Origin of the sequence: Streptomyces sp. NRRL F-5135, assembly GCF_000719775.1 — a bacterium.
GTDB classification, from domain to species: domain Bacteria; phylum Actinomycetota; class Actinomycetes; order Streptomycetales; family Streptomycetaceae; genus Streptomyces; species Streptomyces hebeiensis.
This window is the reverse complement of the sequence record NZ_JOHR01000021.1, coordinates 45,843-70,317: the sequence shown is the minus strand read 5'-3', so window position 1 is coordinate 70,317 and position 24,475 is coordinate 45,843. Positions and strand designations below refer to the sequence as shown.

Here is a 24,475-nt window from a genome sequence, read left to right as displayed (position 1 = left end):
CTCGGCCCGTCCCCGGTACGAGTGCTCGGCCCGGTGGCTCACTCCACCACCTGGCGTCCCTCCGGCTGCGCGCTGCACGACGCGCGGAAGGCGCAGTTCGCGCAGTGGCCGCCCGTCGTCGGGGTGAAGCGTTCGTCCAGGACCCGGCCGGCGGCCGTGGTGAGGAGGCCGGTCACCCACTCGCCCGTCAGGGGTTCCTGGGCCTGGACCTTGGGGAGCGCGTCGCCGCCTTCCTTTTTGGGCGCGGACTGCCGCAGGTGGACGAGTTCAGCGCCGCCGGGCTCGGGGCGGTGACCGTCGAAGACCTCGTCCAGGGCCCCCTCGCGGACGGCGAGCTGATAGACGGCGAGCTGGGGGTGGTGGGCCACCTCGTCCTTGGTGGGGGCCTGCCTGCCGGTCTTGAAGTCGACGACGTACGCACGGCCCGCCGGGTCGCTCTCGACCCGGTCCATGGAGCCCCGGATCCGTACCTCGTACGGGCCCGCCGCCAACGTGACGTCGAACGCGTGCTCGGTCGCGGCGGGCGAACGGCTGCCGCGGTCGGTGACGTGCCAGCGAAGGAACCGTTCGAGCGCCGCGCGCGCGTGGTCCTTCTCCTGCCGGGACTTCCACGGGGCGTCGAAGGCGAGCGCGTCCCATACGGAGTCCAGGCGTTCCATGAGGACGTCGAGGTCGGCGGGTGTACGGCCGGAGGCCACCTCGTCGGCCAGGACGTGCACCACGTTGCCGAATCCCTGGGCGGCGGTGGCCGGCGCGTCCGCCTTCACCTCGCGCCCCAGGAACCACTGGAGGGCGCACGTGTTCGCCAACTGGTCCAGGGCGCTGCCGGAGAGCGCCACGGGCCGGTCCTTCTCGCGCAGCGGGACCGCGCTGTGGGTCGGCTCGTACAGCCCCCACCAGCGGTTCGGATGGGCGGCCGGCACCAGCGCCTGGCCGTCCTCGTCGCTGAGCGCGGCCAGCCGGGCGAGGCGGCGGGCCGCGGCGTCGCGCAGCGCCGGGCTCGCCTGCGGGTCGACCGTGGTGGCGCGCAGCTCGGCGACGAGCGCGGCCACGGCGAGCGGACGGCGCGGGCGGCCGGTGATGTCCCTGGGCTCGACGCCGAGTTCGGTGAGGAAGCGGGAGGGCTGGTCCCCGTCGTCGGCGGGCGCCTTGACGGCGGTGACCACCAGGCGCTCCTTGGCGCGTGTCGCGGCGACGTAGAAGAGGCGGCGTTCCTCGGTGAGCAGGGCGCCGGGGGTGAGCGGCTCGGCGAGTCCGTCCCGGCCGATCCGGTCGGCCTCCAGGAGGGACCCGCGGCGGCGCAGGTCGGGCCAGAGACCCTCCTGGACGCCCGCCACGACGACGAGCCGCCATTCGAGCCCCTTGGCGCGGTGCGCGGTCATCAGCCGTACGGCGTCGGGGCGTACGGCGCGGCGGCTGAGGGTGTCGGCGGCGATGTCCTGCGCGTCGAGCTCTTCCAGGAAGTTCAGCGCGCCCCGGCCGCCGGTGCGTTCCTCGGCGCGGGCCGCCGCGTCGAACAGCGCGCAGACGGCGTCCAGGTCCCGGTCGGCGTTACGGCCGGCCGCGCCGCCGCGCAGGGCGGCCTGTTCGAGCCGTTCCGGCCAGCGGGTGCCCCGCCACAGCTCCCAGAGGGCCTGTTCGGCGGTGCCGCCGTGTTCGAGCAGTTCGCGTGCCGTCCGCAGCAGCCCGGCGAGCCGCTGCGCGCCCCGGGCGTACGCCGGGTCGTGCGTCACGAGCCGCTCGGGCTCGGCGATCGCCCGGGCGAGCAGGGTGTCGGAGGCGGCGGGCGCCCGGTTCCCGGCGGCCCGCTCCTCGTCCCGCAGCGCCCGGCCGAGCCGCCGCAGGTCGGCGGTGTCCATGCCGCCGAGGGGAGAGGCGAGGAGTGCCAGGGCGGTTTCGACGTCGAGCCAGGACGCGGGTCCGGACGCCGGGGCGGGCTCGCGGCCGGCGGCCGGACCGGGAGCGGGCGCCGGGCCGGGCTCGTGGGCGGGCACCGGGCCGGCCTCGGACGCCGGGGCGGGCTCGCGGCCGGCCGCCGGGCGGGGGGCGGCCTCCGACCCCGGGCCGGGCTCGTGGTCGGCCGCCGGAGCGGAATCGGGCGCCGGCCCGGGCTCGCGGTCGGGCACCGGGCGGGAGCCCGCCGGGGGCGGGGTGATCGTACGGCCCGTCGCCGCCTCCGCCACCGCCCTCAGCGCCGTCAGCAGCGGCGCGACCGCCGGTTCGTACCGCAGCGGGAGGTCGTCGCCGTCCACGTCCAGTGGCACCCCGGCCGAGGTCAGGGCACGCCGTACCGACGGGATCGAGCGGCCTCCGGCCCGCACCAGGACCGCCATCTCCCTCCAGGGAACGCCGTCCTCCAGGTGCGCGCGGCGCAGGATGTCCGCGATGTTGTCCAGTTCCGTCGACGGCGTCGGGAAGGTGTACGTCTCGACCCGGCCGCCCTCGCACACCGCCGCCAGCTCGCGGTGTTCCCGTACCCGCTCGGCGGGCAGCCTGGGCAGCGGCATCCGCCGGGTGAGCAGCCGGGTCGCCGCCAGCAGCGCGGCGCCGGAGCGGCGCGACGTGGTGAGCACCCGGACCGGTGCGGGGCGGCCGTCGGCCCGGGGGAAGGCGTACGGGAAGTCGAGGATGCCGTTCACGTCGGCCCCCCGGAAGGCGTAGATCGACTGGTCCGGGTCGCCGAACGCGACCACGGTGCGGCCCTGGCCCGCCAGCGCGCGGAGCAGCCGCACCTGCGCGGGATCGGTGTCCTGGTACTCGTCGACGAAGACGGCGTCGTACCGGTCCGTCAGGCGAGCCGCGACCGTCGGCCGCGAGGCGAGCAGGACCGCCCGGTGGACCAGTTCCGCGTAGTCGAGCACGCCCTGCATGTCGAGGACGTCCAGGTACTCGGCGAGAAAGGACGCGGCGGCCGACCAGTCGGGCCGCCCGGTGCGCCGCGCGAACGCGCCCAGCTCGTCCGGGGCGAGGCCCAGCTCACGGCTGCGGGCCAGCACCGCCCGTACCTCGTCGGCGAAGCCGCGCGTGGTGAGGCACGCGCGCAGTTCGTCCGGCCACCGCACGCGCCCCCGCCCCTCGCGCTGGAGGTCGATCTGGCCGGCGAGGAGGTCGCGTACGGCCACGTCCTGCTCGGGTCCGGACAGCAGCCGCAGGGGTTCGGCGAAGAGATCGGCCTCCTGGTGCGCGCGGACCAGGGCGTAGCAGAACGAGTGGAAGGTCGTCGCCTGCGGTCCGCGCGTGCCGCCGAGCCGGACGGCCATCCGGTCGCGCAGTTCCACCGCCGCCTTGCGGCTGAAGGTGATGACCAGGATGCGCTCGGGGTCGGCGCCCTGGGCGACCCGGTGCGCGACCGACTCGACCAGGGTCGTCGTCTTGCCGGTGCCGGGGCCGGCCAGGACCAGCAACGGCCCGGCGCCGTGGTCAACCACCGCGCGCTGCGTCGCGTCCAGCTCAGGGGGCCCCACCGCGACCGGCGGCGTGCGCACCAGCCGGTACGCGCCCGGGGTCCGCTGCCGTCCCCGGCGGTACGGGGTACGCGCGGTGGAAGACCCGGTGGAAGAGGAGGAACTCACGTGGATCGCCGGTCCTGGAGGCTGGAAGGGTGGTTCTGGGGCAACGCGCGCGGGACGCCGGTGGCCGCCGTCGGCGACGCTACGCGTTCATGGCACCCGTGCGCCGTGGCCGATCACACAGCCATGGGCGGGGAACCTGTTCCGGTCGCCGTTCCGGTCCGCGGCCCGGGCCGCGTCCCGCGCCACTCGCCTCGTCGCCGCCCGTCACCGTGGCGAGCGCCCGGCGCACCGCGCGGGTCCGTGCGCGCCGCGGCGCGCGTGCCGGCGGGCGGCCCGCTGCGGGCGCCGCCGGGTGCGGCGCGCGCCTCGTCGCGTGGTCCGGGCCGTACGCCCCCGGGCTGTCCTGGCGTGTTCCGTACGGTGTCGGGTCCGTACCCGCCCCGACGGGGACACCGGATCTCCCGTCCCGCCTTCCGATGGCCGAAGCTGTCATATGTGAGCCATATCGCCATCGCCCGGGTCCGTGCCGTCCCACCGCGCCCGCCTCATGTCCAGGCGCGGCAGGTGCCCCTGCGCGGCGCGCGGCGCCTCACGCAGCGGGGTGGCCTCCTCGCGGTAGTGGTCCAGGGCCCGCAGCTCGTGGCCGGGCAGGAGCACACCGTCGGACCGCACCACACGCCACCAGGGCACGGCCCCTCCGTACAGCGCCATGGCTCGGCCCACCTGGCGCGGTCCGCCCTCGCCGAGCCACTCCGCGACATCGCCGTACGTCATCACCCGGCCGGGCGGGATCAGTTCGGCGACGTCCAGAACCCGCTCCGCGTACTCGGGCAGGCGGTGCGGGTCCCCGGCCACCAGCCCCCCGGCCGGTTCGTCGTTCGTCATCCGGTCCATCCTGCCGCACGCCACCGACAGCCGCCCACGGCGCCGGCGGCGGGGCGCTCCCGCGCGACGGCCGTCGGCGCGGGCACCCGCGAGGGGATGGATCTCCCCTGCCCCGTTTCCCCGCAACGCACCCTGATGCCCGCCTCTGTCAGCGGCGCATGCCACCATCATCCGGGCGGTGACTGGTGATACGAGACCAAGAAGAGACGGATTCGGCGGAGGAGCGGGCCGTGCGGCCATCGACGGCGGCGGGTACCTCTGGCGCTGAATCGCGCCCGGACACAGGTCCCGGCACACCAGGTGAAGCGGCAGGGGAAACGGCGGCTCGCGCCGTGCCGGAGAACAGGGCCCACGGGCACGCGCCCGTCGCGCCCGCCGATCCGCGGGACGGACACCGGGACGACCCGCCGGACGACGCACGCGACGACCCACGCGACGACCCGCGTGACGCCCCGCTGAACGACCTGTCGAACGACTCTCCGAACGGTCCGCGGGACTCCTCGCGGGACGCCCGGCGCGAGACCCCACGGAGCGGCCCGCCCCACGGCCCCCCTGACGGCCCTCCGGACGGCACGCCCCCCGGCACGCCCCCCGGCACGCCTCCCGGTCCGCCGGACGGCGGCGCCACCCGCGCCGACCGGGTCTCCGGTGACGAACCTCTCCTCGCCGCCCGCGTCCACCGCCCCTCCGACCTCCTGCGCCTGCTCATCGGCGTCCTGGCCATCGCGCTGGTCCTCGGCCTCTCCGCCTTCGCGCACGGCACCACCTCGGGCCTCGAGCAGGACATCAGCAAGGGCACCGAGCAGACCCCCGACCTCATGGTCAAACTGGCCGGCCTGGTCTCCAGCATCGCCGTCCTGCTCGTCCCGGTCGCCTTCGCCATCGAGCGGCTGATCAAGCGCGACGGGCTGCGCATCGCGGACGGGGTGCTCGCCGCCGTACTGGCCCACGGGGTGACGCTCGCGACCGACCTCTGGGTCGCGAGGGCCGCCCCCGGGCCGATCCAGGACGCCCTGACCCGGCCACAGGCCGGCGGGGGCGGGCTGACCGATCCCGTCCACGGCTACCTCGCGCCCGTCATCGCCTACATGACGGCCGTGGGGATGGCCCGCAGACCCCGCTGGCGCGTGGTGCTGTGGGTGGTGCTGCTGCTCGACGCCTTCGCCATGCTCGTCGCCGGGTACACCACACCGTTCTCGATCATGCTGACCGTGCTGATCGGCTGGACCGTCGCGTACGGCACGCTCTACACGGTCGGCTCGCCCAACGTGCGGCCCACAGGACAGACGTTGATGGCGGGTCTGCGCCATGTCGGTTTCCGCCCGGTCAGCGCCATGCGCGCCGAGGACACCGGGGGCGACGCCACCGACCAGGGCGACCGGGGTCGGCGCTACCTGGTCACCCTGGAGGACGGGCCGCCGCTCGACGTCACCGTCGTCGACCGCGAGCAGCAGGCGCAGGGCTTCTTCTACCGGGTCTGGCGCCGGCTGACGCTGCGCACCATCACCACCCGCCGCTCCATCCCGTCCCTGCGCCAGGCCCTGGAGCAGGAAGCGCTCCTCGCCTACGCGGCCATCGCCGCCGGCGCCAACGCGCCCAAGCTGATCGCCACCTCCGAGCTGGGGCCCGACGCCGTGATGCTCGTCTACGAACACCTGGGCGCCCGGTCCCTGGACTCGCTGGCGGACGAGGAGATCACCGACGAACTGGTGCGCAACGCCTGGCGCCAGCTCGGAGCCCTCCAGTCCCGGCGGATCGCGCACCGCAGCCTGACGGGTGACGCGCTCGCCGTGGACCGGTCGGGCACCGTGATCCTCACGGAGCTGCGCGGCGGCGAGATCGCGGCGGGCGACCTGGTCCTGCGGATGGACACCGCCCAGCTGCTCACCACGATCGGCCTGCGGGTGGGCGCGGAGCGCTCGGTGGCCGCCGCGGTGGAGGTGCTCGGCCCCGACGCCGTCGCGGACGCCCTGCCGCTGCTCCAGCCGATCGCGCTGAGCCGCACCACCCGGGCGACGCTCCGCCGGCTCGCCAGGGAACGGTCGCAGCGGGAGCGCGAGGCGGTGCTCACCGCGTCCGAGACGAACAAGCGGGCCAAGCTCGCGGAGGCCGCCGCGGCCGACGGCGACCGCAAGGCCGTGCGCAAGTCCCTCCGGGCGGAGAAGCAGGCCGAGAAGCGGGCCATAGACGAGGCCCTGGACGAGGCGCGCGAGGAGGACCTGCTCTCCCAGATGCGCAAGCAGGTGCTGCTGATCAGGCCGCAGGCCCCGGTCGAACCGGTCCGGCTGGAGCGCATCAAGCCCCGTACGCTCGTCAGCTTCATCGCCGGGGCAGTCGCCGCGTACTTCCTGCTCACGCAGATCACCCAGGTCGACTTCGGCACGGTCATCAGCGACGCGTCCTGGGGCTGGGTGGCCGCGGCCGTGGCCTTCTCGGCGCTCAGCTATGTGGCGGCGGCGATGAGCCTGCTGGGCTTCGTACCGGAGCGGGTGTCCTTCGGGCGGACCGTGCTCGCGCAGGTCGCCGGGTCCTTCGTCAAGATCGTCGCCCCGGCGGCGGTCGGCGGGGTGGCGCTGAACACCCGGTTCCTCCAGCGCGCGGGGGTGCGACCGGGGCTCGCGGTGGCGAGCGTGGGCGCGTCGCAGCTGTTCAGCCTCGGGGCGCACATCCTGCTCCTGCTGGCGTTCGGCTACCTCACCGGTACGGAGAAGACGGCGTCCCTCACCCCGTCCCGGACGGTGATCGCCGGGCTGCTGACGGTCGCGGTGCTGGTGCTGGTGGTGACCGCGATCCCGTTCCTGCGGAAGTTCGTGGTGACGCGGCTGCGGTCGCTGTTCGCGGGAGTGGTGCCGCGCATGCTCGACGTGCTCCAGCGGCCGGGGAAGCTGCTCACCGGCATCGGCGGGATGCTGCTGCTGACGGGCGTGTTCGTGATGTGCCTGGACGCCTCGATCCGGGCGTTCGACAACGGCAACCAGCAGCTCAGCTACGCGAGCATCGCGGTCGTCTTCCTCGCCGGCAACGCGCTGGGCTCGGCGGCGCCGACGCCGGGCGGGGTGGGCGCGGTCGAGGGCGCGCTGACGCTGGGTCTGCTCGCGGTGGGCCTGCCGAAGGAGGTGGCGGCGCCCGCGGTGCTGCTGTACCGGCTGCTGACGCTGTGGCTGCCGGTGCTGCCGGGGTGGCTGAGTTTCAATCACCTGACGCGCAAGGGCGCGCTGTAGCGCGGAACGGCACGGTCCGTTCCACCGGCACGGTCCGTTCCACCGGCACGGTCCGTTCGCCCGGCGCGGCGGTCCGGGCGAACTCCTCGCGGCGCACGCGGCGCACCTGTGCCGGACGTGTGCCGGCGCGGGGTGCCCCCGGGCCGCCCGGCGCCACCCGCATGGACCGCGGCCCCGCGCGGCGTGTGCCGTCGGGGCGCACGATGGGGCCATGCCGACCCTGCCGACGTCCTTCCCCGCCCGGCGCGGCACCCTCCTCGCCGCCGTGTCCACCGCCACCGCCGCCGCCCTGCTGACCGCCGCCGGCTGCTCCGGCGGCGGGGACTCGGGCGAGAACCCGGCCGGCGGGAACGTGAACGTCCGGGACACGCCCTCCGACCTGGCGTCCCAGCGGCTGGAGTGGACGGCGTGCCCGGCCCCCTCGGTCGCCGAGGGCGGGGGCCCCTCGCCGTCCCCGCTGCCCGGCGGCGGAAGCTGGGAGTGCGCCACGATGAAGGTCCCGCTCGACTACGCCAAGCCGCACGGCGACACGGTCGGTCTGGCCCTCATCCGGGCCAGGGCCCGCGACCAGGCCAGGCGGATCGGCTCGCTCGTCTTCAACTTCGGCGGCCCCGGCGGCTCCGGCGTCACCGGTCTGCCGTCCTTCGCGAACGACTACGAGAAGCTGCGCTCGCGCTACGACCTGGTCAGCTTCGACCCGCGCGGGGTGGGCCGCAGCAGACCCGTGGAGTGCGAGACGAACAAGCGGCTCGACGCGTTCTACGCGCAGGACTCCACCCCCGACACCCCCGCCGAGGAGGCGTCGTACGTCAACAGCCTCAAGAGCTACGCCGCGGCCTGCGAGCGGCGTTCGGGCCCGGAGCTGCCCTACGTCGGTACGCAGAACGCCGCCCGTGACATGGAGCTGATGCGCCGGGTCCTGGGCGACGACAAGCTCCACTACTTCGGGATCTCGTACGGTACGGAGCTGGGCGGCGTGTACGCGCACCTGTACCCGAAGTCCGTCGGCCGGGCCGTCTTCGACGCCGTGGTCGACCCGACGCAGGACTCCGAGCAGGGTTCGCTCGGCCAGACGAAGGGCTTCCAGCTCGCGCTGGACAACTTCGCGAAGGACTGCGTCGCGCGCGGCTCGGCCTGCAAGCTGCCCGGCAGCACCCCGCAGGAGGTCGAGTCGTTCATCACCCGGTTGCAGAAGAGGCTCGACAAACAGCCCGTCGCGGGCATCGGCGCGCGTCAGCTGACCGAGCCGCAGGCGACCAACGGCATGGCCCAGGCGCTGTACTCGAAGGAGTTCTGGCCGCTGCTGGAGCAGGGCATCGACGAGGCGGACGGCGGCAACGGCGCACTGCTGCTGGCGCTCTCCGACTCGATGAACGGACGGAACGAGAAGGGCCAGTACAGCAACGTGCAGGCGGCCAACGCGGCCATCAACTGCGTCGATTCCAAGGAGCGTTACACGCTCGACGAGACCAGGGCGAAGCTCCCGGAGTTCCGCAGCGCGTCGCCCGTCTTCGGGGACTTCCTGGGCTGGGGGCTGCTGGGCTGCTCGAACTGGCCGGTGCCCGGCCAGTGGAGGACACCGGACGTCCACGCGCCGGGCGCGGCCCCGATCCTGGTCATCGGCAACACCGGCGACCCGGCCACCCCGTACGCGGGCGCCAGGGCGATGGCGAACGCGCTGGGCAAGGGGGTGGGGGTCGAGCTCACGTACAAGGGCCAGGGCCACGGCGCGTACGACAGCGGAAACCCGTGCGTGCAGCGGACGGTGAACGACTACCTGCTGAACGGCAAGGTGCCGGCGGCGGGCACGGTCTGCCGCTGACGGCCCTCCCGGACCGCACCGCACCGCGGCGGCCGACTCCTCGCACCACGCACGGCGGGGCCGGTCCGGACTCTCCGCACCACGCACGGCAGGGCCGGTCGGGGTGCATGAGGGGTCCTCACGCACCCCGGACCGGCCCGCCGGCGTCAGGTGCCGGGGACTGCTCCGGCACAACCAGCCGTACGTTCCGGAGGCCGGTGCCCGGGCCGGGACGGGTGCCCGGGTCAGTAGACCGGCTTGTCCGGCTCGATCTGGTTGACCCAGCCGATCACACCGCCGCCGACGTGCACCGCGTCCGCGAAGCCCGCCGACTTGAGCACCGCGAGGACTTCCGCACTGCGGACACCCGTCTTGCAATGCAGGACGATCTTCTTGTCCTGCGGCAGCGACCCGAGGGCCGAGCCCATCAGGAACTCGTTCTTCGGGATCAGCTTCGCGCCGGGGATCGAGACGATCTCGTACTCGTTCGGCTCCCGGACATCGATGATCTCGATGTTCTCCTGGTCGTCGATCCACGCCTTGAGCTGCTTGGGCGTGATCGTCGATCCGGCCGCGGCCTCCTGGGCCTCCTCCGAGACGACGCCGCAGAACGCCTCGTAGTCGATCAGCTCGGTGACCGTGGGGTTCTCGCCGCAGACCGCGCAGTCGGGGTCCTTGCGGACCTTGACCTGGCGGTACTGCATCTCCAGGGCGTCGTAGATCATCAGCCGGCCGACCAGCGGCTCGCCGACGCCCGCCAGGACCTTGATCGCCTCGGTGACCTGGATGGAGCCGATGGACGCGCACAGCACGCCCAGCACCCCGCCCTCGGCGCAGGAGGGGACCATGCCCGGGGGCGGCGGCTCCGGGTACAGGCAGCGGTAGCAGGGGCCGTGCTCGGACCAGAAGACGCTGGCCTGGCCGTCGAAGCGGTAGATCGAGCCCCAGACGTAGGGCTTGTTGAGCAGGACACAGGCGTCGTTGACCAGATAGCGGGTGGCGAAGTTGTCCGTGCCGTCCACGATCAGGTCGTACTGCGCGAAGATGTCCATCACGTTCTCGGCCTCGAGCCGTTCCTCGTGAAGGATCACGTTCACATACGGGTTGATGCCGAGTACCGAGTCCCGCGCCGACTCGGCCTTCGACCGGCCGATGTCGGACTGGCTGTGGATGATCTGGCGCTGGAGGTTCGACTCGTCCACCTCGTCGAACTCCACGATGCCGAGCGTGCCGACACCGGCCGCGGCCAGGTACATCAGCGCCGGGGAACCCAGCCCGCCGGCACCCACGCACAGCACTTTCGCGTTCTTCAGCCGCTTCTGCCCGTCCATCCCCACGTCCGGGATGATCAGATGACGGGAGTACCTGCGGACCTCGTCGACGGTGAGCTCGGCAGCGGGCTCGACCAGGGGTGGCAGCGACACAGGGACCTCAACAGGGGTTGGTCGGTCATTCAATACGGATGGTGCGTTCCCTGTAACACTGCCACGGCCCTTCTCATTCCGAGACACCCGGTCCGAGGCGCGAGACAATTTCGTCCCAGAAGCCGGGCAGCGTCTCGAATGAGCTGTTCTGCCCCGTCCGGTCCTCACGGTCGGTGAAGAAGATCGTGCCCGCGCCCTGCCAGCGGGCGATCCGCATCGCCTCTTCCAAATGGTGGCGCGGTATCCCGTGGACGAGGTGGACGAAGCGCTCGGGCGGATGGGCGGCGGTCCACTCGGCCGCCTGGGACCAGCGGTAGTCCGCCCAGGGACCGGAGAAGGTCACGAGCTGGTCGGCGGTCTCGGCGTAGCCGGGGTACGGATGGGTCCCGTGGCCGAGGACGAGGTACGGCCGCCGTGCCCCCGCCCGCCGTACGGCGTTGACCTGCCGCACGGCGCCCGCCGGGTTCGGCGCGGCGCCCCGGGCGGCCTCCGGGGCGGCGTCCGCGGCACCCTCCGGGGCGGGGCCCGCGTCCGGCGCGTCGGCCGGGAAGGCGGCCGACCACCGCGCCGCGTTCGCCGGGCGCAGGGTGGTCAGCACCTCCGCCGTCCTGCGCACCCCGTCGAGCCCGTCCCGCCCGGCGGGGCAGCGGTCCAGGTAGAAGCCGCCGACCCGGTACCAGTCCAGATGGCGCTGCGCGTCGGCGACCAGCTCCCCCAGGGGCCGGGTCCCGTACGCGAGGTCCAGATGTCCGAGCACCCGCGCGCCCGCGTTGGCGAGCCGGCCCACCGCCTCCAGACAGTGCGGGTCGGGGCAGGCGCCGGGGCCGTCCGCCACATTGAGGACGGCCCAGTGCAGCGGCGTGCCCGGCCGGGTCAGTTCGGCCCATTCGGCCGGAGCGAGCAAGGGGTGCGCGTATCCCGGTACGCCGAAGCCGAGCCGGCTCTCCTCCGTGGCGGAGAGCCGGCCGCCCGTGCTCGTCAGATGCGGCACGCGGCCTCCATCCAGATGTCGGCCAGGGACTCCTCCAGGTTGATCCGGGGCCGCCAGCCCAGCCGGTCCCGGGCGGTGCGGACGTCCGCCTGCTGCCAGCCGCCGCAGCCGTCGGGGTACGGGAAGGGGCCCGCCGCCAGCTGCTCCGCCACGGACTCTCCGCGCGGGGCGCCGATGGCGGCATGGCCGGGCGCGTGGCCGTGCCCGGGCACGTGGCCGGGCCTGAGCGGGCCGGAGGGCAGGTCGATCTCGTGCAGGGCGCCCGCGTAGCCGGCGACGCGCGCCAGCACGGCGGCGGCGTCCCGGAGCCGTACGGCCCGTCCGCTGCCGATGTTGACGATGCCCTGGGCGGCGGAGAGGGAGGCGGCGTGCACGGCGCGCGCCACGTCTCGCACGTCCACGAAGTCGCGCTGCACGCCGAGCCCGCCCAGCTTCAGCTCCCCGTCGCCCGACTGCATGGCGCGGCGCATGGCCTCGGCGAGCCGGCCGAGCGGGGACCCGGCGGGGGTGCCGGGGCCCACGGGCGAGAACACCCGCAGGACCAGGGCGTCGAGACCGGAGCCCAGGACGAGCTCGGAGGCGGCGAGCTTGCTGACGCCGTACGGACCGCCGGGGCGCGGTACGGCGTCCTCGGCGGTCGAGGAGCCGTGCTGGGACGGGCCGTACTCGGAGGAGCAGCCGAGCTGGACGAGCCGGGCGCCGCAGCCGCTGCGGCGCAGCGCCTCGCAGACGGTGGCGACGGCGACCGTGTTGTGCCGGGTCAGGTCGCGCGCGCCGCCGCGGGTGGCCCCGGCGCAGTTGATGACGACCCCGGGGTGGACGGCGTCCAGGAACCGGGTGAGCGCGCCGGGGCTGCCGCTCGCGAGGTCGAACCGTACGTCGGCGTCGTCGCCGCGGCCGAGCGCGGTGAGGTGCACGGCGGGGTCGGCGAGCAGCCGGTCGGCCACGAAGCGGCCGAGGAAACCGTTGGCACCGAGCAGGAGGACCCTCATCGTGCGGCCCTTCCGTGCGGACGGGCGTGGAGCCGCCGGCGGGCCGGCCGGGAGGCCGGTGCCGGGGTGGGCGGGTTCATCTGTGTCGTTCTCCTTGTCAGGTTTCGGGTGTGTTCAGGCGTGCGCAGGGTCCTGGGAACGGTGCCGGAGGTGACGGCGGGGACGCCGAGGGGTCCGGACGCGGCGGCCCGGGTGCGGCGGACCCGGACGCGGTGGTCCGTTCGGGAGAGCGGGCGCCCCGGGCAGCCCCGCCACCCGGGGCGCCCCGCTCTCCCGGGCACCGCGCAGAAGCGTTTGGCCCCGGGGCGCCGCGCGGAAGTGTGGTGGTCGGCGGGCCGGGCGGTGCCGTGCCACCGCCACCGCCACCGGACACGGGGGGCGGCACCGCGGCACCGCCTCCGCGGGAAGCGCCCGCGGGCGCGAGCCCGCGCACGAGCCGGTGACACCGGAGCCCGGAATCACCCTTCGAGAATGAACACCCACTGTCCGTGAGCAGTCCGGTCCGCACGCGCGCACCCCCGATCTCCCCTGTGAACGGCCGTCGTTGGTCCGACGACCAACAGCGGGACGACCGTATGCGGATACAGCGGTGGCGCGACGGACGGTTGTCCGTCGCGCCACCGGAAGGGGTGAAAGCACGTAACTTTCCCGGACCGGGCGCGTTTGTCGCGCTACGGAACGGTCAGGTCATCAGGCGTCAGACCGCGGCCATCTCCCGGGGCAGTTCGCCGCGGGCCGAGCGCCGCGCCGCCGCGTGCGCCGGATCGAGCACCGGCACCGCCGCGAGCAGCCGGCGCGTGTACGGGTCGGCGGGCGCCCCGTACACCTGCGCCACCGTCCCCTGCTCCACGATCCGTCCGCCCCGCATCACCGCGACCCGGTCGCTGACCTGCCGTACGACGGCGAGGTCGTGGGCGATGAAGACGAGGGCGAGCCCCAGTTCCCGCTGGAGCTCCGCCAGGAGGGCGGTGACCTGGGCCTGTGTCGTCACGTCCAGCGCGGACACGGGCTCGTCGCAGACGATCAGCCGGGGCTCGGCCGCGAGCGCCCGCGCGATCCCGATCCGCTGCCGCTGGCCACCGCTGAACTCGTGCGGATACCGGTCGTACCGGTCGGGGTCGAGACCGACCCGTTCCAGCAACTCCCGTACGCGCCGGACGATCCGCGTCTCGTCCAGCGCCCCGGCGGCCCGCAGCGGGTCGGCGACGGACTCGCCGACGGAGCGCCTCGGGTTGAGCGAGGAGGCGGGGTCCTGGAAGACCATCTGCAACTCACGCCGGAAGGGGCGCAGTTCCTTCTCCGAGGCCGCCCCGATCTCCGTACCCCGGTAGCGCAGGCGACCGGAGGTCGGGTCCAGCAGCCGTACGAGCATGCGCCCCAGGGTGGTCTTGCCGCTGCCGCTCTCGCCGACGACGCCGAGGGTCTCCCCCGGCCGTACGGTCAGCGACACGCCGTCCACGGCGGTGACGGTGCGCCGGCCGCGCCGGAACTCCCGCCGCAGGTCGACGGCTTCGAGCAGCACCTCGCCCGCCGACTCCGGCTCCGGTGCCGGCTCCGGGCCGCGCGTGAGCGGCGCGTCCACCCGGGGCACCGCCGCCAGCAGCGTCCGCGTGTACGTCTCGCGCGGCGCGCCCAGCAGGTCCGCCACCGGGCCGCGCTCCACCTCCCGTCCCTCCCGCATCACCAGAACGTCGTCCACGCTCTCCGCCGCGACCCCGACGTCATGGGTCACCAGCAGCAGCCCCATGCCCGTCTCCTGGCGCAGTTCGTGGAGCAGGTCGAGGATCTGGGCCTGGACCGTGACGTCCAGGGCGGTGGTCGGTTCGTCGGCGATCAGCAGGCGGGGTCCGCAGGCCAGGGCCATCGCGATCAGCGCGCGCTGGCGCATGCCGCCGCTGAACTCGTGCGGCCGGGCGTGCGCCCGGCGCGCGGCGTCCGGGATGCCCACCCGGTCCAGCACCTCGACCGCCCGCGCGCGGGCCGCGCGCCGGGTGGCGGCCGTGTGCACCCGGTACACCTCGGCGATCTGGTCCCCGACCGCGTAGTACGGGTCCAGGGACGACAGCGGGTCCTGGAAGACCATCGCGGCCACCGCGCCCCGCAGGGCGCGCAGTTCGCGGTCGGTGGCGGCGCCCACGTCCGTGCCGCCCACGCGCACCGTCCCGCCGACGCGCGCGCCGGTCCCCCGGTGCAGCCCGAGCAGCGCGCTCGCGACCGTGCTCTTGCCGCTGCCGGACTCCCCGACCAGGGCGAGCGCCCGGCCGGCGGCCAGCGTGAAGGACAGCCGGTCGACGGCCCGTACCGGCGCCGTGCCCTCGTCGGTGGTGAACTCGACCGTCAGGTCCGTCACCCGCACCAGGGGCTCCGCCGCCGTACCGGGGTTCGTGGGCGGCCGCGTCGGTCCGCCCGGCTCCGTCGGATCGTTCGGCTCCGGCGCGTCGTTGAGCTCCGTCACAGCAGTGCCACCCTCCGGTCGGCCGCCGCGTAGAGCAGGTCGGCCACCACGTTCGCCAGGACCACGGCCACGCCGACCACCAGCACCACTCCGACCACCACCGGCAGGTCGACCTGGCGTACCGAGTCGATCAGCGTCTTGCCGACGCCGGGGATGCCGAAGAGCGACTCGGTCAGCACCGCGCCGCCCATCATCGTGCCGAAGTCGAGCGCGCTGAGCGCGATGACCGGCGGTACGGCGCCCCTGAGCGCGTGCCGGGCGACGACCGCCCGCTCGCCGACCCCGTAGGCCCGGAAGGTGCGGATGTGGTCCTCGGCCAGCGTCTCCAGCGTGGAACCGCGCGTCAGCCGCGCGTATTTGGCGCTCTCGTAGAGCCCGAGGGTGAGCCAGGGCAGCAGCAGGTTCCACGCCCACTGCTCGGGATCGTCGGTGAACGGTACGTACGACGGGAAGGGCAGCCAGCGCAGATACGCGCACACCAGCATCAGCAGCAACAGCCCGAGGATGAACACCGGTGTGCCGGTGCCGGCGAGGGTCAGCACGGTCAGCGCGCGCTCGGTGATCCCGCCGCGCCGGAGCGCCGACAGCAGGCCGGTGCCCACCCCGATGACCAGCCACAGCACCATCGCGCCGAGCGCGAGCGACAGCGTGGCCGGGGCCCGTTCCAGGATCAGCTGGGTGACCTGCTGATCGGTCTTGTACGAGAAGCCGAGGCAGGGCGCGTCGCAGTGCAGTACGGCCGTGCCGGTGGAGTAGTCGCGCCCGGCGACGACGCCGCGCAGGAACTCGCCGTACTGCGCGACCACCGAGTCCTCCAGGCCGAGCCGCTCCCGTACCTGCTCGACCTGCTGTGTGGAGCAGCGATCGCCGCAGGCGAGGCGGGCCGGGTCGCCCGGCACCAGGTAGAAGAGGGCGTAGACGGCGACGGAGAGCACGAGCAGGACGCCCGCCGCGCCGCCGAGCCGTTTGAGCAGGTAGCGCGTCATGAAGCGGGGTCCTCGGGAGCGTCGTGGTGAGGGGGAGCGGAAGCCGGCCCGGGTCCGGGCGGGGGCGCGGCGGAACCGGAGACCGGGGCCGGGACCGAGCCCGGCGTCGAATCCGGAGCCGGAGCCGTCGCGGACGTCGTCTCCGGCGCCGCGCCGGTCGCCGCCACGGCCTTGCGCGGGCCGCGCGGGCCGCGCTTCCCGCGCCGTCCGACCCCCAGCCGTCCGGCCGCGCGCGGATCCAGCGCCGTGCGCACCGCGTCCCCCAGCACCGTGAAGGCGAAGACGGTCACGAACAGCAGCCCGGCCGGCAGCAGCACGTACATCGGGTCGGCCCGGAACCAGACCTGCGCGGTCGACAGCATCTGTCCCCAGGACGGCGTCGGCGGTTTCACCCCGACGCCCAGGAAGGACAGGGACGCCTCGATCACGATGTTCGACGGCAGCAGGATCGCCGCGTAGGTGATGACGGGCGCGGCGAGCGACGGCAGCAGTTCGCGCCGCGCCACCCGCCACCGCCCCGAGCCGCCGAGCCGCGCCGCGGCCACGAAGTCGAGCTGTTTCAGGGTCAGCGTCTGCGCCCGGACGATCCGGGACGTGCCGCCCCAGTTGAGCAGGCCGATGACCAGGACGAGCAGCACCGGGCGCGGGAAGCCGGCGGGCACGACGGCCGTCAGCGCGATGGCCAGGACGAGCATCGGCAGCGCGATCATCACATCGGTGAACCGGCTGAGGACGGAGTCCACCAGCCGGTTGCCGAGCCCGGCGGCGAGGCCGACCAGGACGCCGATGACCACCTGCACCACCGTGGCCCCGACCGCGACCAGCAGCGACACCCGGGCCCCGTAGAGCAGCCGGACGAACAGGTCGCGGCCGGTGCCCGGCTCGACCCCCAGCCAGTGGTCACCGCTCACCCCGCCGAGCGGGCCGATGGGCACACCGCCGCGCGCCGAGTCCACCAGCGCGTCGTGGTACGTGTCCGGGTCCTGCCCCTCGAGGGCGGCCAGCAGCGGCGCGGCCAGCGCCAGTACCACCAGCAGCCCGAGGACGGCCGCGGACCAGACCGCCGAGGGCCTGCTCCGCAGCCGCCGCCACACCTGACGGGCGCCCGAGGCGGCCGCCGCCGGGGCCGCCGCGTCCCCGGCGGGCACGGAGCCCGGCGGGGACGCGGCGGCGAGCCGTGGTTCAGGAGTCGTCGTCACTTGACCGCGACCTGCGAGATGTCGAGGACGCCGGTCCAGTCGCTGATCACGACGTTCTTGACGTCCTTGCCGTACAGCCGCTTGTAGACCGGGTGGAACAGCGGCACGTCCAGGGCCTTCTCACCGATCTTCGCGTCGAGCGCGCCCCAGCGCTTCGCCGCCGCGTCCAGGTCGGTCAGCTTGTTGATCTCGTCGATCTCCTTGTTGACCTCCGGGTCGTCCAGCAGCGCGTGGTTGAAGTTGGAGCCGTCCTCGACGATCTGCCGGCCGTCGAAGATCGGCGCCAGGAACGGACCGCCGGACGGCCAGTCCGCGCCCCACCGGGAGAGGTAGAAGCCGGGCGAGTCCTTGCCGCTCCAGCGCGCCTCGTTGAACGCGTTCTGCTCGAGGCCCACCAGCTTGACCGTGATGCCGGCCTTCTTCAGCGCCTCCTGGACGGCCGTGGCCACCTCGGGGCTGGTCTCCCGGTTCTGGACCGTGGAGTGGGTCAGCGAGATGGTCAGGCCCTTGTCGAAGCCCGCCTCCTTCAGCAGTTCCCTGGCCTTGGCCGGGTTGCCGGTCTTCCCGGCCGGGAAGTGGTCGTACGGCGTGTGGCCGAACGCCTCCTGTTCGGGCAGGAACGTGGTCGCGGGCTCGGCCAGGGCGGAGCCGCCGGCCGCGTTGATGACGCTGGTGCGGTTGATGGCGTACGCGATCGCCTGGCGCACCTTCGCGTTGTCGAACGGCTTCACCTTCGGGTTGAAGGCGAGGTAGTTGGTGTAGCCGAAGTGACCGGTTCCCACGCGCGCGGCGAGTTCCTTGTCGCCGCCGATCTGGGCGAGTTCGGCGGGCCCGAGGTTGGTGTCGGTGGTGATGGCGGCGGCGTCGGCACCGGAGCTGGTGGACAGCCGCTGGTTGATGACGGCCGCGTCCAGCCCTGCCTTGACGTCGATGCGGTCGGGATAGGCGTGGCGCTGGTCGTCGGTCTCCTCGGACCAGTGCGGGTTGCGCTCCAGGGTCAGGTGGACGCCGTCACCCTCGTTCTTCACCACGCGGTACGGGCCGGAGGAGACGGGGTGCTCCTCGTACTTGGCGCCCGTGTCCTTCTTCTTCGGCACGGGCGCGAACTGGGTCTGCGTGGCCACGAAGGGGAAGTCGCCCTCGGGCTTGTTCAGCTTGAAGACGATCGTTCTCTCGTCGGGCGTGACGATCGAGTCGAGGCCCTTGGGGTCCTTGTACGGCCCTTCGTAGTCGGCCCCGCCGATCAGCCAGTCGCGCAGGTAGGGCGCGCCGCCGGAGAGTTCGGCGGCGAAGGAGCGCTCGATGCCGTACTTGATGTCGGCGCTGGTGATGGGGGTGCCGTCCTCGAACTTCAGCCCCTTCTTGAGGGTGTACGTCCACTCCGTGGCGTCCGCGTTGGGGCGCCCGGTGTCGGTGGCGAGGTCGGGGACGACCTTGGTGCCGGCCGCGCCGTCGGCCCGGTTGCGGGTGGTCAGCGTGCGGAAGACGAGCGAGGGGACGTTGCCGCCGCCCGAGGTGTAGAGGCGGGCCGGGTCGAAGTCGCTCTGCGGTTCGGTGTTCAGCACCGAGAGCGTGCCGCCCTTTTTCGGCTTGCCCTGGTCGGCGCCGCCGTCCTTGGCATCGTTGTCCTGGGGGCCCGCGCAGGCGGCGGCGCCCGCTGCCACGACCAGGCTGACGGCTGCCGCGGCCAGGCGGCGGGAGGTACGGGACGATTGACGCATGGGAAGGTGGCCTCTCGATGGCTGGGGGAGCTGGATTCAGGGAAACGCCGGAAAACGCGGGACAAGGCTTACGGGTTCCGGTGGAGCGTGGGAAGACCGCGATGACGGCGACAGCCGCGCGGAGGGGTGCGGCGCGTACGTACGCCTGCCACGCCTACGACCGCCACTGTGGTCGCCCCGCGTTCGGCCGGTCACACGTGCCGTCAACCGCGCGTACGGTCACCGCGCCCCGAGCGCACCGGCCGCGTCGCGGCATACCGGAGCGCCCGGCACTCGGGCACCCGGGGCCGACAGGCCGGTGACATCACGGGAGGGGGAGGCCGTCACGCCCCGGAACAGGGACGGGGGCCGGTTGCCGGACGCGAGGCCGGCGGCGGGATCAGCGACAGTGAATATCGGCCACGCACAGCGCGGTCACACCGATGAGCGTCAGCTCGATCAGGAAGGTGTGGCCGGGAAGTACGGCGCGGCGCGTGGACATGACGAGAAATATGGACGACCGGGTCGCCGATGTCAACGCATCGTGAGACGCACGTCTCACCCCTCGGGATAGACCCATGGATTGGGCTTGCACTCGATCCCGTCGATGTCCAGCGACTTGGTCTGCTGCTGCATCACCGGGGCGAGTTCACCGGGCGTGCGGCAGTTCACATGGTTGTGCCCGAGCCGGTGGCCCACCTCGTGGTTGATGAGCATCTGCCGGTAGGGGAACATCGCCTTGGCGCCGAAGGTCTCCGCGCCCCGTGCCCAGCGGAAGGCGTTGATCATCACGCGTTCGGTGGCGGCGGAGTCGCAGGAGACGTTGTCGACGGTCGTGTCCAGGCCGGACTTGGCGCACCAGACGCCCGTCGTCTTCGGGCCGGCGAGCGTGATCACGAAGTCGGGCTCACCGCTGGAGATCCGTTCGAAGGTCATGGCGCCGTTGTGCGCCCAGCTCCGGTCGTCGTTCAGCGTCTTCTGCACGGCGTCCGCGAACAGCTCGGCGTCCAGGTCGAGCCCCTTCTCGACGTCCACGCGGTAGCGGACCTTCCGCCCCTTGCCGGGGGCCTCGGCGAACCCGGGTACGGCGGCGAACTCCCCGGTGCCGTTCGCCACGGCCGCCGCCGGGAACTGGCGCGCCATCAACTCGGCGTAGCCGGGCGGGGCCTGTACGGCGGTCCGCCGGCCGGTCTGCCCGTCGGGCGCGCCACGGCCGTCCGAGCGGGAAGCGTCCTCGCCCGCACCGCCGCGGCCGGCGTCCCCGGCCGCCCGCGCACCGCGCGGGTCCCCGCCGCCGTCCGCGACCTGTCCGGCCACGACCACCGCGAGGACGGTGGTGACGGCGGCGGCCACCACCCCTGTGTACGTGAGGCCCTTGCCGCCCTTGCCGCCCTTGCCGCTCGTGGCGTCGTCGTCCTGTTCGGCGTTCTCCCGGCCCGCGGCGCCGCCGGGCGGGGAGAAGTCCGCAGGAGCGGTCTCCCGGGAGAGGGCGCGCGGGGACGGTGCGCCGAAGGCGTCGGAGTCGAACGCGTCGACGAACTCCCGGCGCGGCCCCGGTATCAGGGGGGCGCCGGTGTCGGAGGGAGAGGCTTCCGAGGGCCCCGGTCCGGCAGGACGCGGTCCGGGGGGACGCGTTTCACGGGCCGGTGCGGCCGTGCCGCCGGGACCGGACGGACGCCGGGCGGCCCCCTGCGGGCCGTCGTGGCGCTCCCGGGCCTGCTCCCGGATCCGGGGCTCCCCGGGCTGCTCCCGGGTCTGCGCGGAGCCCCAGCCGCCGCCCCGCTCCCGCTGCTCGGGGTGGCCCCCGCGCACCTGCGGGACGCCGTGGGCGGGAGTGCCGTGAGCGGGGGTGTCGCGTACGGGCGGGCCACCGGCCGGGATGTCGCGTACGGCGGTGTCACCCGGCCCCGCTGCCCGTGGCGCCGCCGCCGGCCCGCCTCTGAAGCGCCGGCGCCGTCCGCTGCCGGGCGCCGCCGGATCGGGCGGGCGTCCGTCGGCCGGGGGGCCGGCCGCGCCCTCGGGTGCGGAGCTCTTACGGCTGTGTCGTCCCACGCGCCGGATCAGCTCCTGTCGTAGTCGTCGATGAGTTCCCGGCAGGCCCGCGCGACCTCCCGTGGGTACTCCATCATGGCGACGTGCCCCGCGTCCGGGAGAGTCAGCAGCCGGGAATCGCGGAACGCGGCCGACGCCTTGCGGGCCATACGGTACGCGACGAGCTGGTCCCGCCCGCCGTACACCAGCAGCGTGGGTGCCAGCACCCGCTCGGCACGCCGCCACAGCCCGTGCTGACCGCCCAGCGTGTACGCGTTGACGATACCGCGCGTCGAGCGTGTCATCGCGTCCCAGAAGTAGGGCAGTTGAAGCCGGCGCTCCATCTCTCGTACCGCGTGCCCGAGTTCCTCCTCGGAGACGAGGGAGGGGTCGCCGTAACAGAGCGCCAGTATCCCGCGCGTGCGCTGCTCCGCCGTCCAGTCGCGGCTGAGGCGCCCGAGCAGGCCGGTCATCCCGGGCACCGCCATCAGCGCCGTGGGCCAGGCCGTGCGCTGCACGCGGATCTCCGGCAGCGCGGGCGAGACCAGGGTGAGTGTGCGCACGAGGTCGGGCCGCGCCGCCGCGACGCAGGTGGCGACCGAACCGCCGAGGGAATTGCCGAAGAGGTGCACGGGCCCGCGCCCGCCGGCGTCGAGCAGCCGGATCACGGCACGGGCGTGCCCGGTCACGGAGTAGTCGCCGTCGTCGGGCGGCGGTGAGTCCCCGAACCCGGGCAGGTCGACGGCCTCCCCGTCCACCCGGTCCGCGAGGAGCGGCATCAGCGCGGACCAGTTCTGCGACGACCCGCCCAGCCCGTGCACGTACAGCGCGGGCGGCGCGCCCTCCGCGGTCGCGGACCGCGACCGGACTGCCAGCGTGAGCCCGGGCAGCACCACGGACCGCAGCGTCTCCCCCTGCGCCACCCGTACGGGACTGACCCGGGGGTCCACGGCGGCGGCGACGGATTCGGGCAGCTCGGTCGAGGACATGCGGCAATGTTACGAGACGATCACACCCCTTCCCATGTGGTCGCCGTCACAGGTCCGAGCCGCCTGGCGTACGCGAACCAGGACTTCTAGGCTCGAAAGACGGGCAGACGCCGGAGGAGAGGCGCGAGAGAAGAGACGAGAGACACGAGAGCGAGAGAGAGGGCACTGCATGTCGGTCGACCCCACGGATTCCCGGCCCCCCGAGGACTTCGAGTACACCGAGAACCCCGACGCGAACGACCGCCCCGCCGAGCAGGCCGAACTGTCGGCCGAGGTGCCGGAGGCGGACGCGATGGAGCAGCGCACGGCGGTACGGGACACCGAAGAGGAATCCCTGACCCGCATCGACCCGTCGACGGCGAACGAGGCGGACGCGGTGGAGCAGGCGCGGGCCGTCGGGGCGGACGAGGACGAGGACGCGTACCGCTGAGGCCGGCCGGTGCGCGCCGTCGGGCGCGGCAGGGCCCGGCACGGGCGAGCGGACACCGCACCGGACACCCCGGACCGGCTCCGGCCCCACGGCTCCGGCCCCACGGCTCCGGCCCCCGGGCGGGGCCGGGCCCCTCGACCGGCTCGGGCCCCGTCGCCGCCCGCCCGGGCCCTGCCGCCGGTGCGTCGGCCACTGTGTGAAATTGTGCGCCCTCACCACGCGCGCCCCCGTTACCCAAAAGTACGATGGCCTGGCTGCGCACAGCGCGCACGGATCGACATTTGGGAGGCGGCGTGACAGCCATAGAGCAGACCGAGGCAGCGCGCCCGCGGGGCACGCGACTGCCGCGTCGCGCCCGACGTAACCAGCTGCTGGGCGCGGCTCAGGAAGTGTTCGTCGCGCAGGGGTACCACGCCGCCGCGATGGACGACATCGCCGAGCGGGCCGGCGTCAGCAAGCCCGTGCTCTACCAGCACTTCCCCGGCAAGCTCGAGCTGTACCTCGCCCTGCTCGACCAGCACTGCGAGGCACTGTTCCAGGCGGTCCGTACCGCCCTCGCGTCCACGACGGACAACAAGCAGCGCGTCGAGGCGACGATGGACGCGTACTTCGCGTACGTGGAGGACGAGGGCGGCGCGTTCCGGCTCGTGTTCGAGTCGGACCTGACGAACGAGCCCGCCGTACGGGAACGGGTGGACCGGGTCTCCCTCCAGTGCGCCGAGGCCATCTCCGACGTGATCGCCGAGGACACGGGCCTGTCCACGGAGGAGTCCATGCTGCTGGCCGTCGGCCTCGGCGGGGTCTCCCAGGTGGTGGCCCGGTACTGGCTCTCCAGCGGGTCGGGCATCCCCCGCGAGCGGGCCGTCGGCCTGCTGACCTCGCTGGCATGGCGCGGTATCGCGGGCTTCCCGCTGCACGGCGGCGAGCCGCACTGAACGGGCTCGCCCCGTCCGCCCACGCGTGTCACGGCACGGGGCGTCCCGCGTGTTCGCTGCGGGCGTTCACCTGGGCGTCTTGCCCGGGGCCGCGCCCGGCTAATGTGTGCTGGGTACCGCGCGGCTGACCGCGCACCGCACTGACCGTTCGGAGGGACATAGCCGTGGAGGTCAAGATCGGCGTGCAGCACGCGCCCCGGGAGATCGTTCTGGAGAGCGGGCAGTCCGCCGAGGAGGTCGAGCGTGCCGTGGGCGACGCGCTGGCCGGCAAGGCGCAGCTGCTCAGCCTGACGGACGAGAAGGGCCGCAAGGTCCTCGTACCGGCCGAGCGGCTCGCCTATGTGGAGATCGGTGAGCAGACGACACGGCGGGTCGGCTTCGGCGCGCTGTAGGCCACGCCGCCGGCTGTCGCCGGCACCGGTGCCCGCGTCCGGGCACGGCATTTCCGGGACGGCCCGGCGGGAGACCCCCGCCGGGCCGTCCCTTCGCGTGCGGCGGACGGCGTGCGGCGGACGGCCGTACGAGGGTTGCCCGCGCCGCGCCACGGGTAGTGACGTGCTGGGCTTCACAAAAGCCCGTACCGGCAAGCCCACCCGGCGTCATGAGGTGATCAACGGTGATCTGGGAAGTCCTCGGAGCGGTCCTGTTCGGACTCGGTCTCTCCTGGGCCGCGGCCCGCCTCCTGCCCCACCGGCTCCCCTCTCACCGCACGGTGTTCACCGCGGGCCCGCTCGGCTCCCTCTTCGGGGCGTATCTGACCCATATGGCGCTCGGCGCCGGGCATGTGCTCGCCACGCTCGCCGGCGCCCTGCTGGTGGGTGCGGTGCTGCTGTCGCTGCTGATCCGGCCCACGAGCCGTCGGCTGCGGCAGGTCATGCCTTCCTGACGGCGACGGCCTGCCCGAAGGCCGCGCGGTGCCTCGGA

The 24,475-nt window shown here is 73.9% G+C and carries 18 protein-coding genes; 6 read left to right on the top strand and 12 right to left on the bottom strand.

Annotated features, from left to right (window positions below; translation table 11 throughout):
- Positions 1 to 38: 38 nt before the first annotated feature.
- A complete protein-coding gene (locus IG02_RS0130130; RefSeq protein WP_063756871.1) occupies positions 39 to 3,572 on the bottom strand; it encodes an ATP-dependent helicase in 3,534 nt (1,177 codons plus the stop codon).
- A 429-nt stretch (positions 3,573 to 4,001) separates the two neighbouring features.
- On the bottom strand, positions 4,002 to 4,397 hold the full coding sequence (locus tag IG02_RS0130125) for an MGMT family protein (protein WP_030754879.1): 396 nt from the start codon (positions 4,395 to 4,397) through the stop codon (positions 4,002 to 4,004).
- A gap of 455 nt (positions 4,398 to 4,852) precedes the next feature.
- Here IG02_RS0130125 and IG02_RS0130120 point away from each other — a divergent pair, with 455 nt between their 5' ends.
- Together IG02_RS0130120 and IG02_RS0130115 are read left to right on the top strand one after the other, a co-directional pair.
- The gene (locus IG02_RS0130120) at positions 4,853 to 7,618 is read left to right on the top strand and encodes a lysylphosphatidylglycerol synthase domain-containing protein (RefSeq protein ID WP_420707806.1); all 2,766 of its coding nucleotides are present in this window, start codon (positions 4,853 to 4,855) and stop codon (positions 7,616 to 7,618) included.
- Positions 7,619 to 7,829: 211 nt separating this feature from the next.
- Positions 7,830 to 9,440, top strand: coding sequence for an alpha/beta hydrolase (locus IG02_RS0130115; protein ID WP_078854949.1), 1,611 nt, complete (start codon positions 7,830 to 7,832; stop codon positions 9,438 to 9,440).
- Positions 9,441 to 9,664: 224 nt separating this feature from the next.
- Here IG02_RS0130115 and moeZ read toward each other — a convergent pair whose 3' ends face one another.
- From moeZ to IG02_RS0130070, 10 genes are all read right to left on the bottom strand, one after another.
- On the bottom strand, positions 9,665 to 10,843 hold the full coding sequence (gene moeZ, locus IG02_RS0130110) for an adenylyltransferase/sulfurtransferase MoeZ (protein ID WP_030754872.1): 1,179 nt from the start codon (positions 10,841 to 10,843) through the stop codon (positions 9,665 to 9,667).
- 73 nt (positions 10,844 to 10,916) lie between these two features.
- The gene (locus IG02_RS39945; protein WP_030754866.1) at positions 10,917 to 11,834 is read right to left on the bottom strand and encodes a spherulation-specific family 4 protein; all 918 of its coding nucleotides are present in this window, start codon (positions 11,832 to 11,834) and stop codon (positions 10,917 to 10,919) included.
- A complete protein-coding gene (locus tag IG02_RS0130100; protein ID WP_030754864.1) occupies positions 11,822 to 12,826 on the bottom strand; it encodes an NAD-dependent epimerase/dehydratase family protein in 1,005 nt (334 codons plus the stop codon). The genes IG02_RS39945 and IG02_RS0130100 overlap by 13 nt, the downstream gene beginning before the upstream one ends.
- A 697-nt stretch (positions 12,827 to 13,523) precedes the next feature.
- Entirely contained in the window at positions 13,524 to 15,182 is a 1,659-nt protein-coding gene (locus IG02_RS0130095; RefSeq protein WP_030754863.1) for a dipeptide ABC transporter ATP-binding protein, read from the bottom strand.
- Positions 15,183 to 15,277: 95 nt separating this feature from the next.
- Positions 15,278 to 16,267, bottom strand: coding sequence for an ABC transporter permease (locus tag IG02_RS0130090; protein WP_030754862.1), 990 nt, complete (start codon positions 16,265 to 16,267; stop codon positions 15,278 to 15,280).
- The gene (locus IG02_RS37085; RefSeq protein WP_199814113.1) at positions 16,264 to 17,415 is read right to left on the bottom strand and encodes an ABC transporter permease; all 1,152 of its coding nucleotides are present in this window, start codon (positions 17,413 to 17,415) and stop codon (positions 16,264 to 16,266) included. The genes IG02_RS0130090 and IG02_RS37085 overlap by 4 nt, the downstream gene beginning before the upstream one ends.
- A 47-nt stretch (positions 17,416 to 17,462) precedes the next feature.
- A complete protein-coding gene (locus IG02_RS0130080; RefSeq protein WP_030754859.1) occupies positions 17,463 to 19,187 on the bottom strand; it encodes an ABC transporter substrate-binding protein in 1,725 nt (574 codons plus the stop codon).
- Between the two features lie 379 nt (positions 19,188 to 19,566).
- Complete coding sequence (locus tag IG02_RS43725) at positions 19,567 to 19,668, bottom strand: Ms4533A family Cys-rich leader peptide (protein WP_324604757.1); 102 nt, start codon at positions 19,666 to 19,668, stop codon at positions 19,567 to 19,569.
- Between the two features lie 56 nt (positions 19,669 to 19,724).
- Entirely contained in the window at positions 19,725 to 21,218 is a 1,494-nt protein-coding gene (locus tag IG02_RS0130075) for a DUF3152 domain-containing protein (protein ID WP_030754857.1), read from the bottom strand.
- A gap of 8 nt (positions 21,219 to 21,226) precedes the next feature.
- On the bottom strand, positions 21,227 to 22,186 hold the full coding sequence (locus IG02_RS0130070) for an alpha/beta fold hydrolase (protein ID WP_030754855.1): 960 nt from the start codon (positions 22,184 to 22,186) through the stop codon (positions 21,227 to 21,229).
- Positions 22,187 to 22,355: 169 nt separating this feature from the next.
- Between IG02_RS0130070 and IG02_RS0130065 the strand changes: the two genes are divergently transcribed.
- The 4 genes from IG02_RS0130065 (at position 22,356) to IG02_RS0130050 (ending at position 24,437) form a co-directional block, all read left to right on the top strand.
- Complete coding sequence (locus IG02_RS0130065) at positions 22,356 to 22,616, top strand: hypothetical protein (protein ID WP_030754853.1); 261 nt, start codon at positions 22,356 to 22,358, stop codon at positions 22,614 to 22,616.
- A gap of 293 nt (positions 22,617 to 22,909) precedes the next feature.
- Positions 22,910 to 23,551, top strand: a complete 642-nt coding sequence (locus tag IG02_RS0130060; protein WP_030754851.1) for a TetR/AcrR family transcriptional regulator — start codon at positions 22,910 to 22,912, stop codon at positions 23,549 to 23,551.
- Positions 23,552 to 23,715: 164 nt separating this feature from the next.
- Positions 23,716 to 23,943 carry a DUF3107 domain-containing protein gene (locus IG02_RS0130055; protein WP_030754850.1) on the top strand — a complete coding sequence of 76 codons (228 nt, stop codon included), beginning with the start codon at positions 23,716 to 23,718 and terminating at the stop codon, positions 23,941 to 23,943.
- Positions 23,944 to 24,167: 224 nt separating this feature from the next.
- On the top strand, positions 24,168 to 24,437 hold the full coding sequence (locus tag IG02_RS0130050) for a hypothetical protein (RefSeq protein ID WP_030754849.1): 270 nt from the start codon (positions 24,168 to 24,170) through the stop codon (positions 24,435 to 24,437).
- The last annotated feature ends 38 nt before the right edge of the window (positions 24,438 to 24,475 follow it).

What these genes read in the sequence shown, in the direction of transcription:
- IG02_RS0130115 (WP_078854949.1), top strand. Translation starts at nt 7,830, where the DNA reads ATGCCGACCCTGCCGACGTCCTTCCCCGCCCGGCGCGGCACCCTCCTC.
- IG02_RS0130065 (WP_030754853.1), top strand. Translation starts at nt 22,356, where the DNA reads ATGTCGGTCGACCCCACGGATTCCCGGCCCCCCGAGGACTTCGAGTAC.
- IG02_RS0130125 (WP_030754879.1), bottom strand. Translation starts at nt 4,397, where the DNA reads ATGACGAACGACGAACCGGCCGGGGGGCTGGTGGCCGGGGACCCGCAC.
- IG02_RS0130090 (WP_030754862.1), bottom strand. Translation starts at nt 16,267, where the DNA reads ATGACGCGCTACCTGCTCAAACGGCTCGGCGGCGCGGCGGGCGTCCTG.
- IG02_RS0130100 (WP_030754864.1), bottom strand. Translation starts at nt 12,826, where the DNA reads ATGAGGGTCCTCCTGCTCGGTGCCAACGGTTTCCTCGGCCGCTTCGTG.
- IG02_RS0130070 (WP_030754855.1), bottom strand. Translation starts at nt 22,186, where the DNA reads ATGTCCTCGACCGAGCTGCCCGAATCCGTCGCCGCCGCCGTGGACCCC.
- IG02_RS43725 (WP_324604757.1), bottom strand. Translation starts at nt 19,668, where the DNA reads ATGTCCACGCGCCGCGCCGTACTTCCCGGCCACACCTTCCTGATCGAG.
- IG02_RS0130080 (WP_030754859.1), bottom strand. Translation starts at nt 19,187, where the DNA reads ATGCGTCAATCGTCCCGTACCTCCCGCCGCCTGGCCGCGGCAGCCGTC.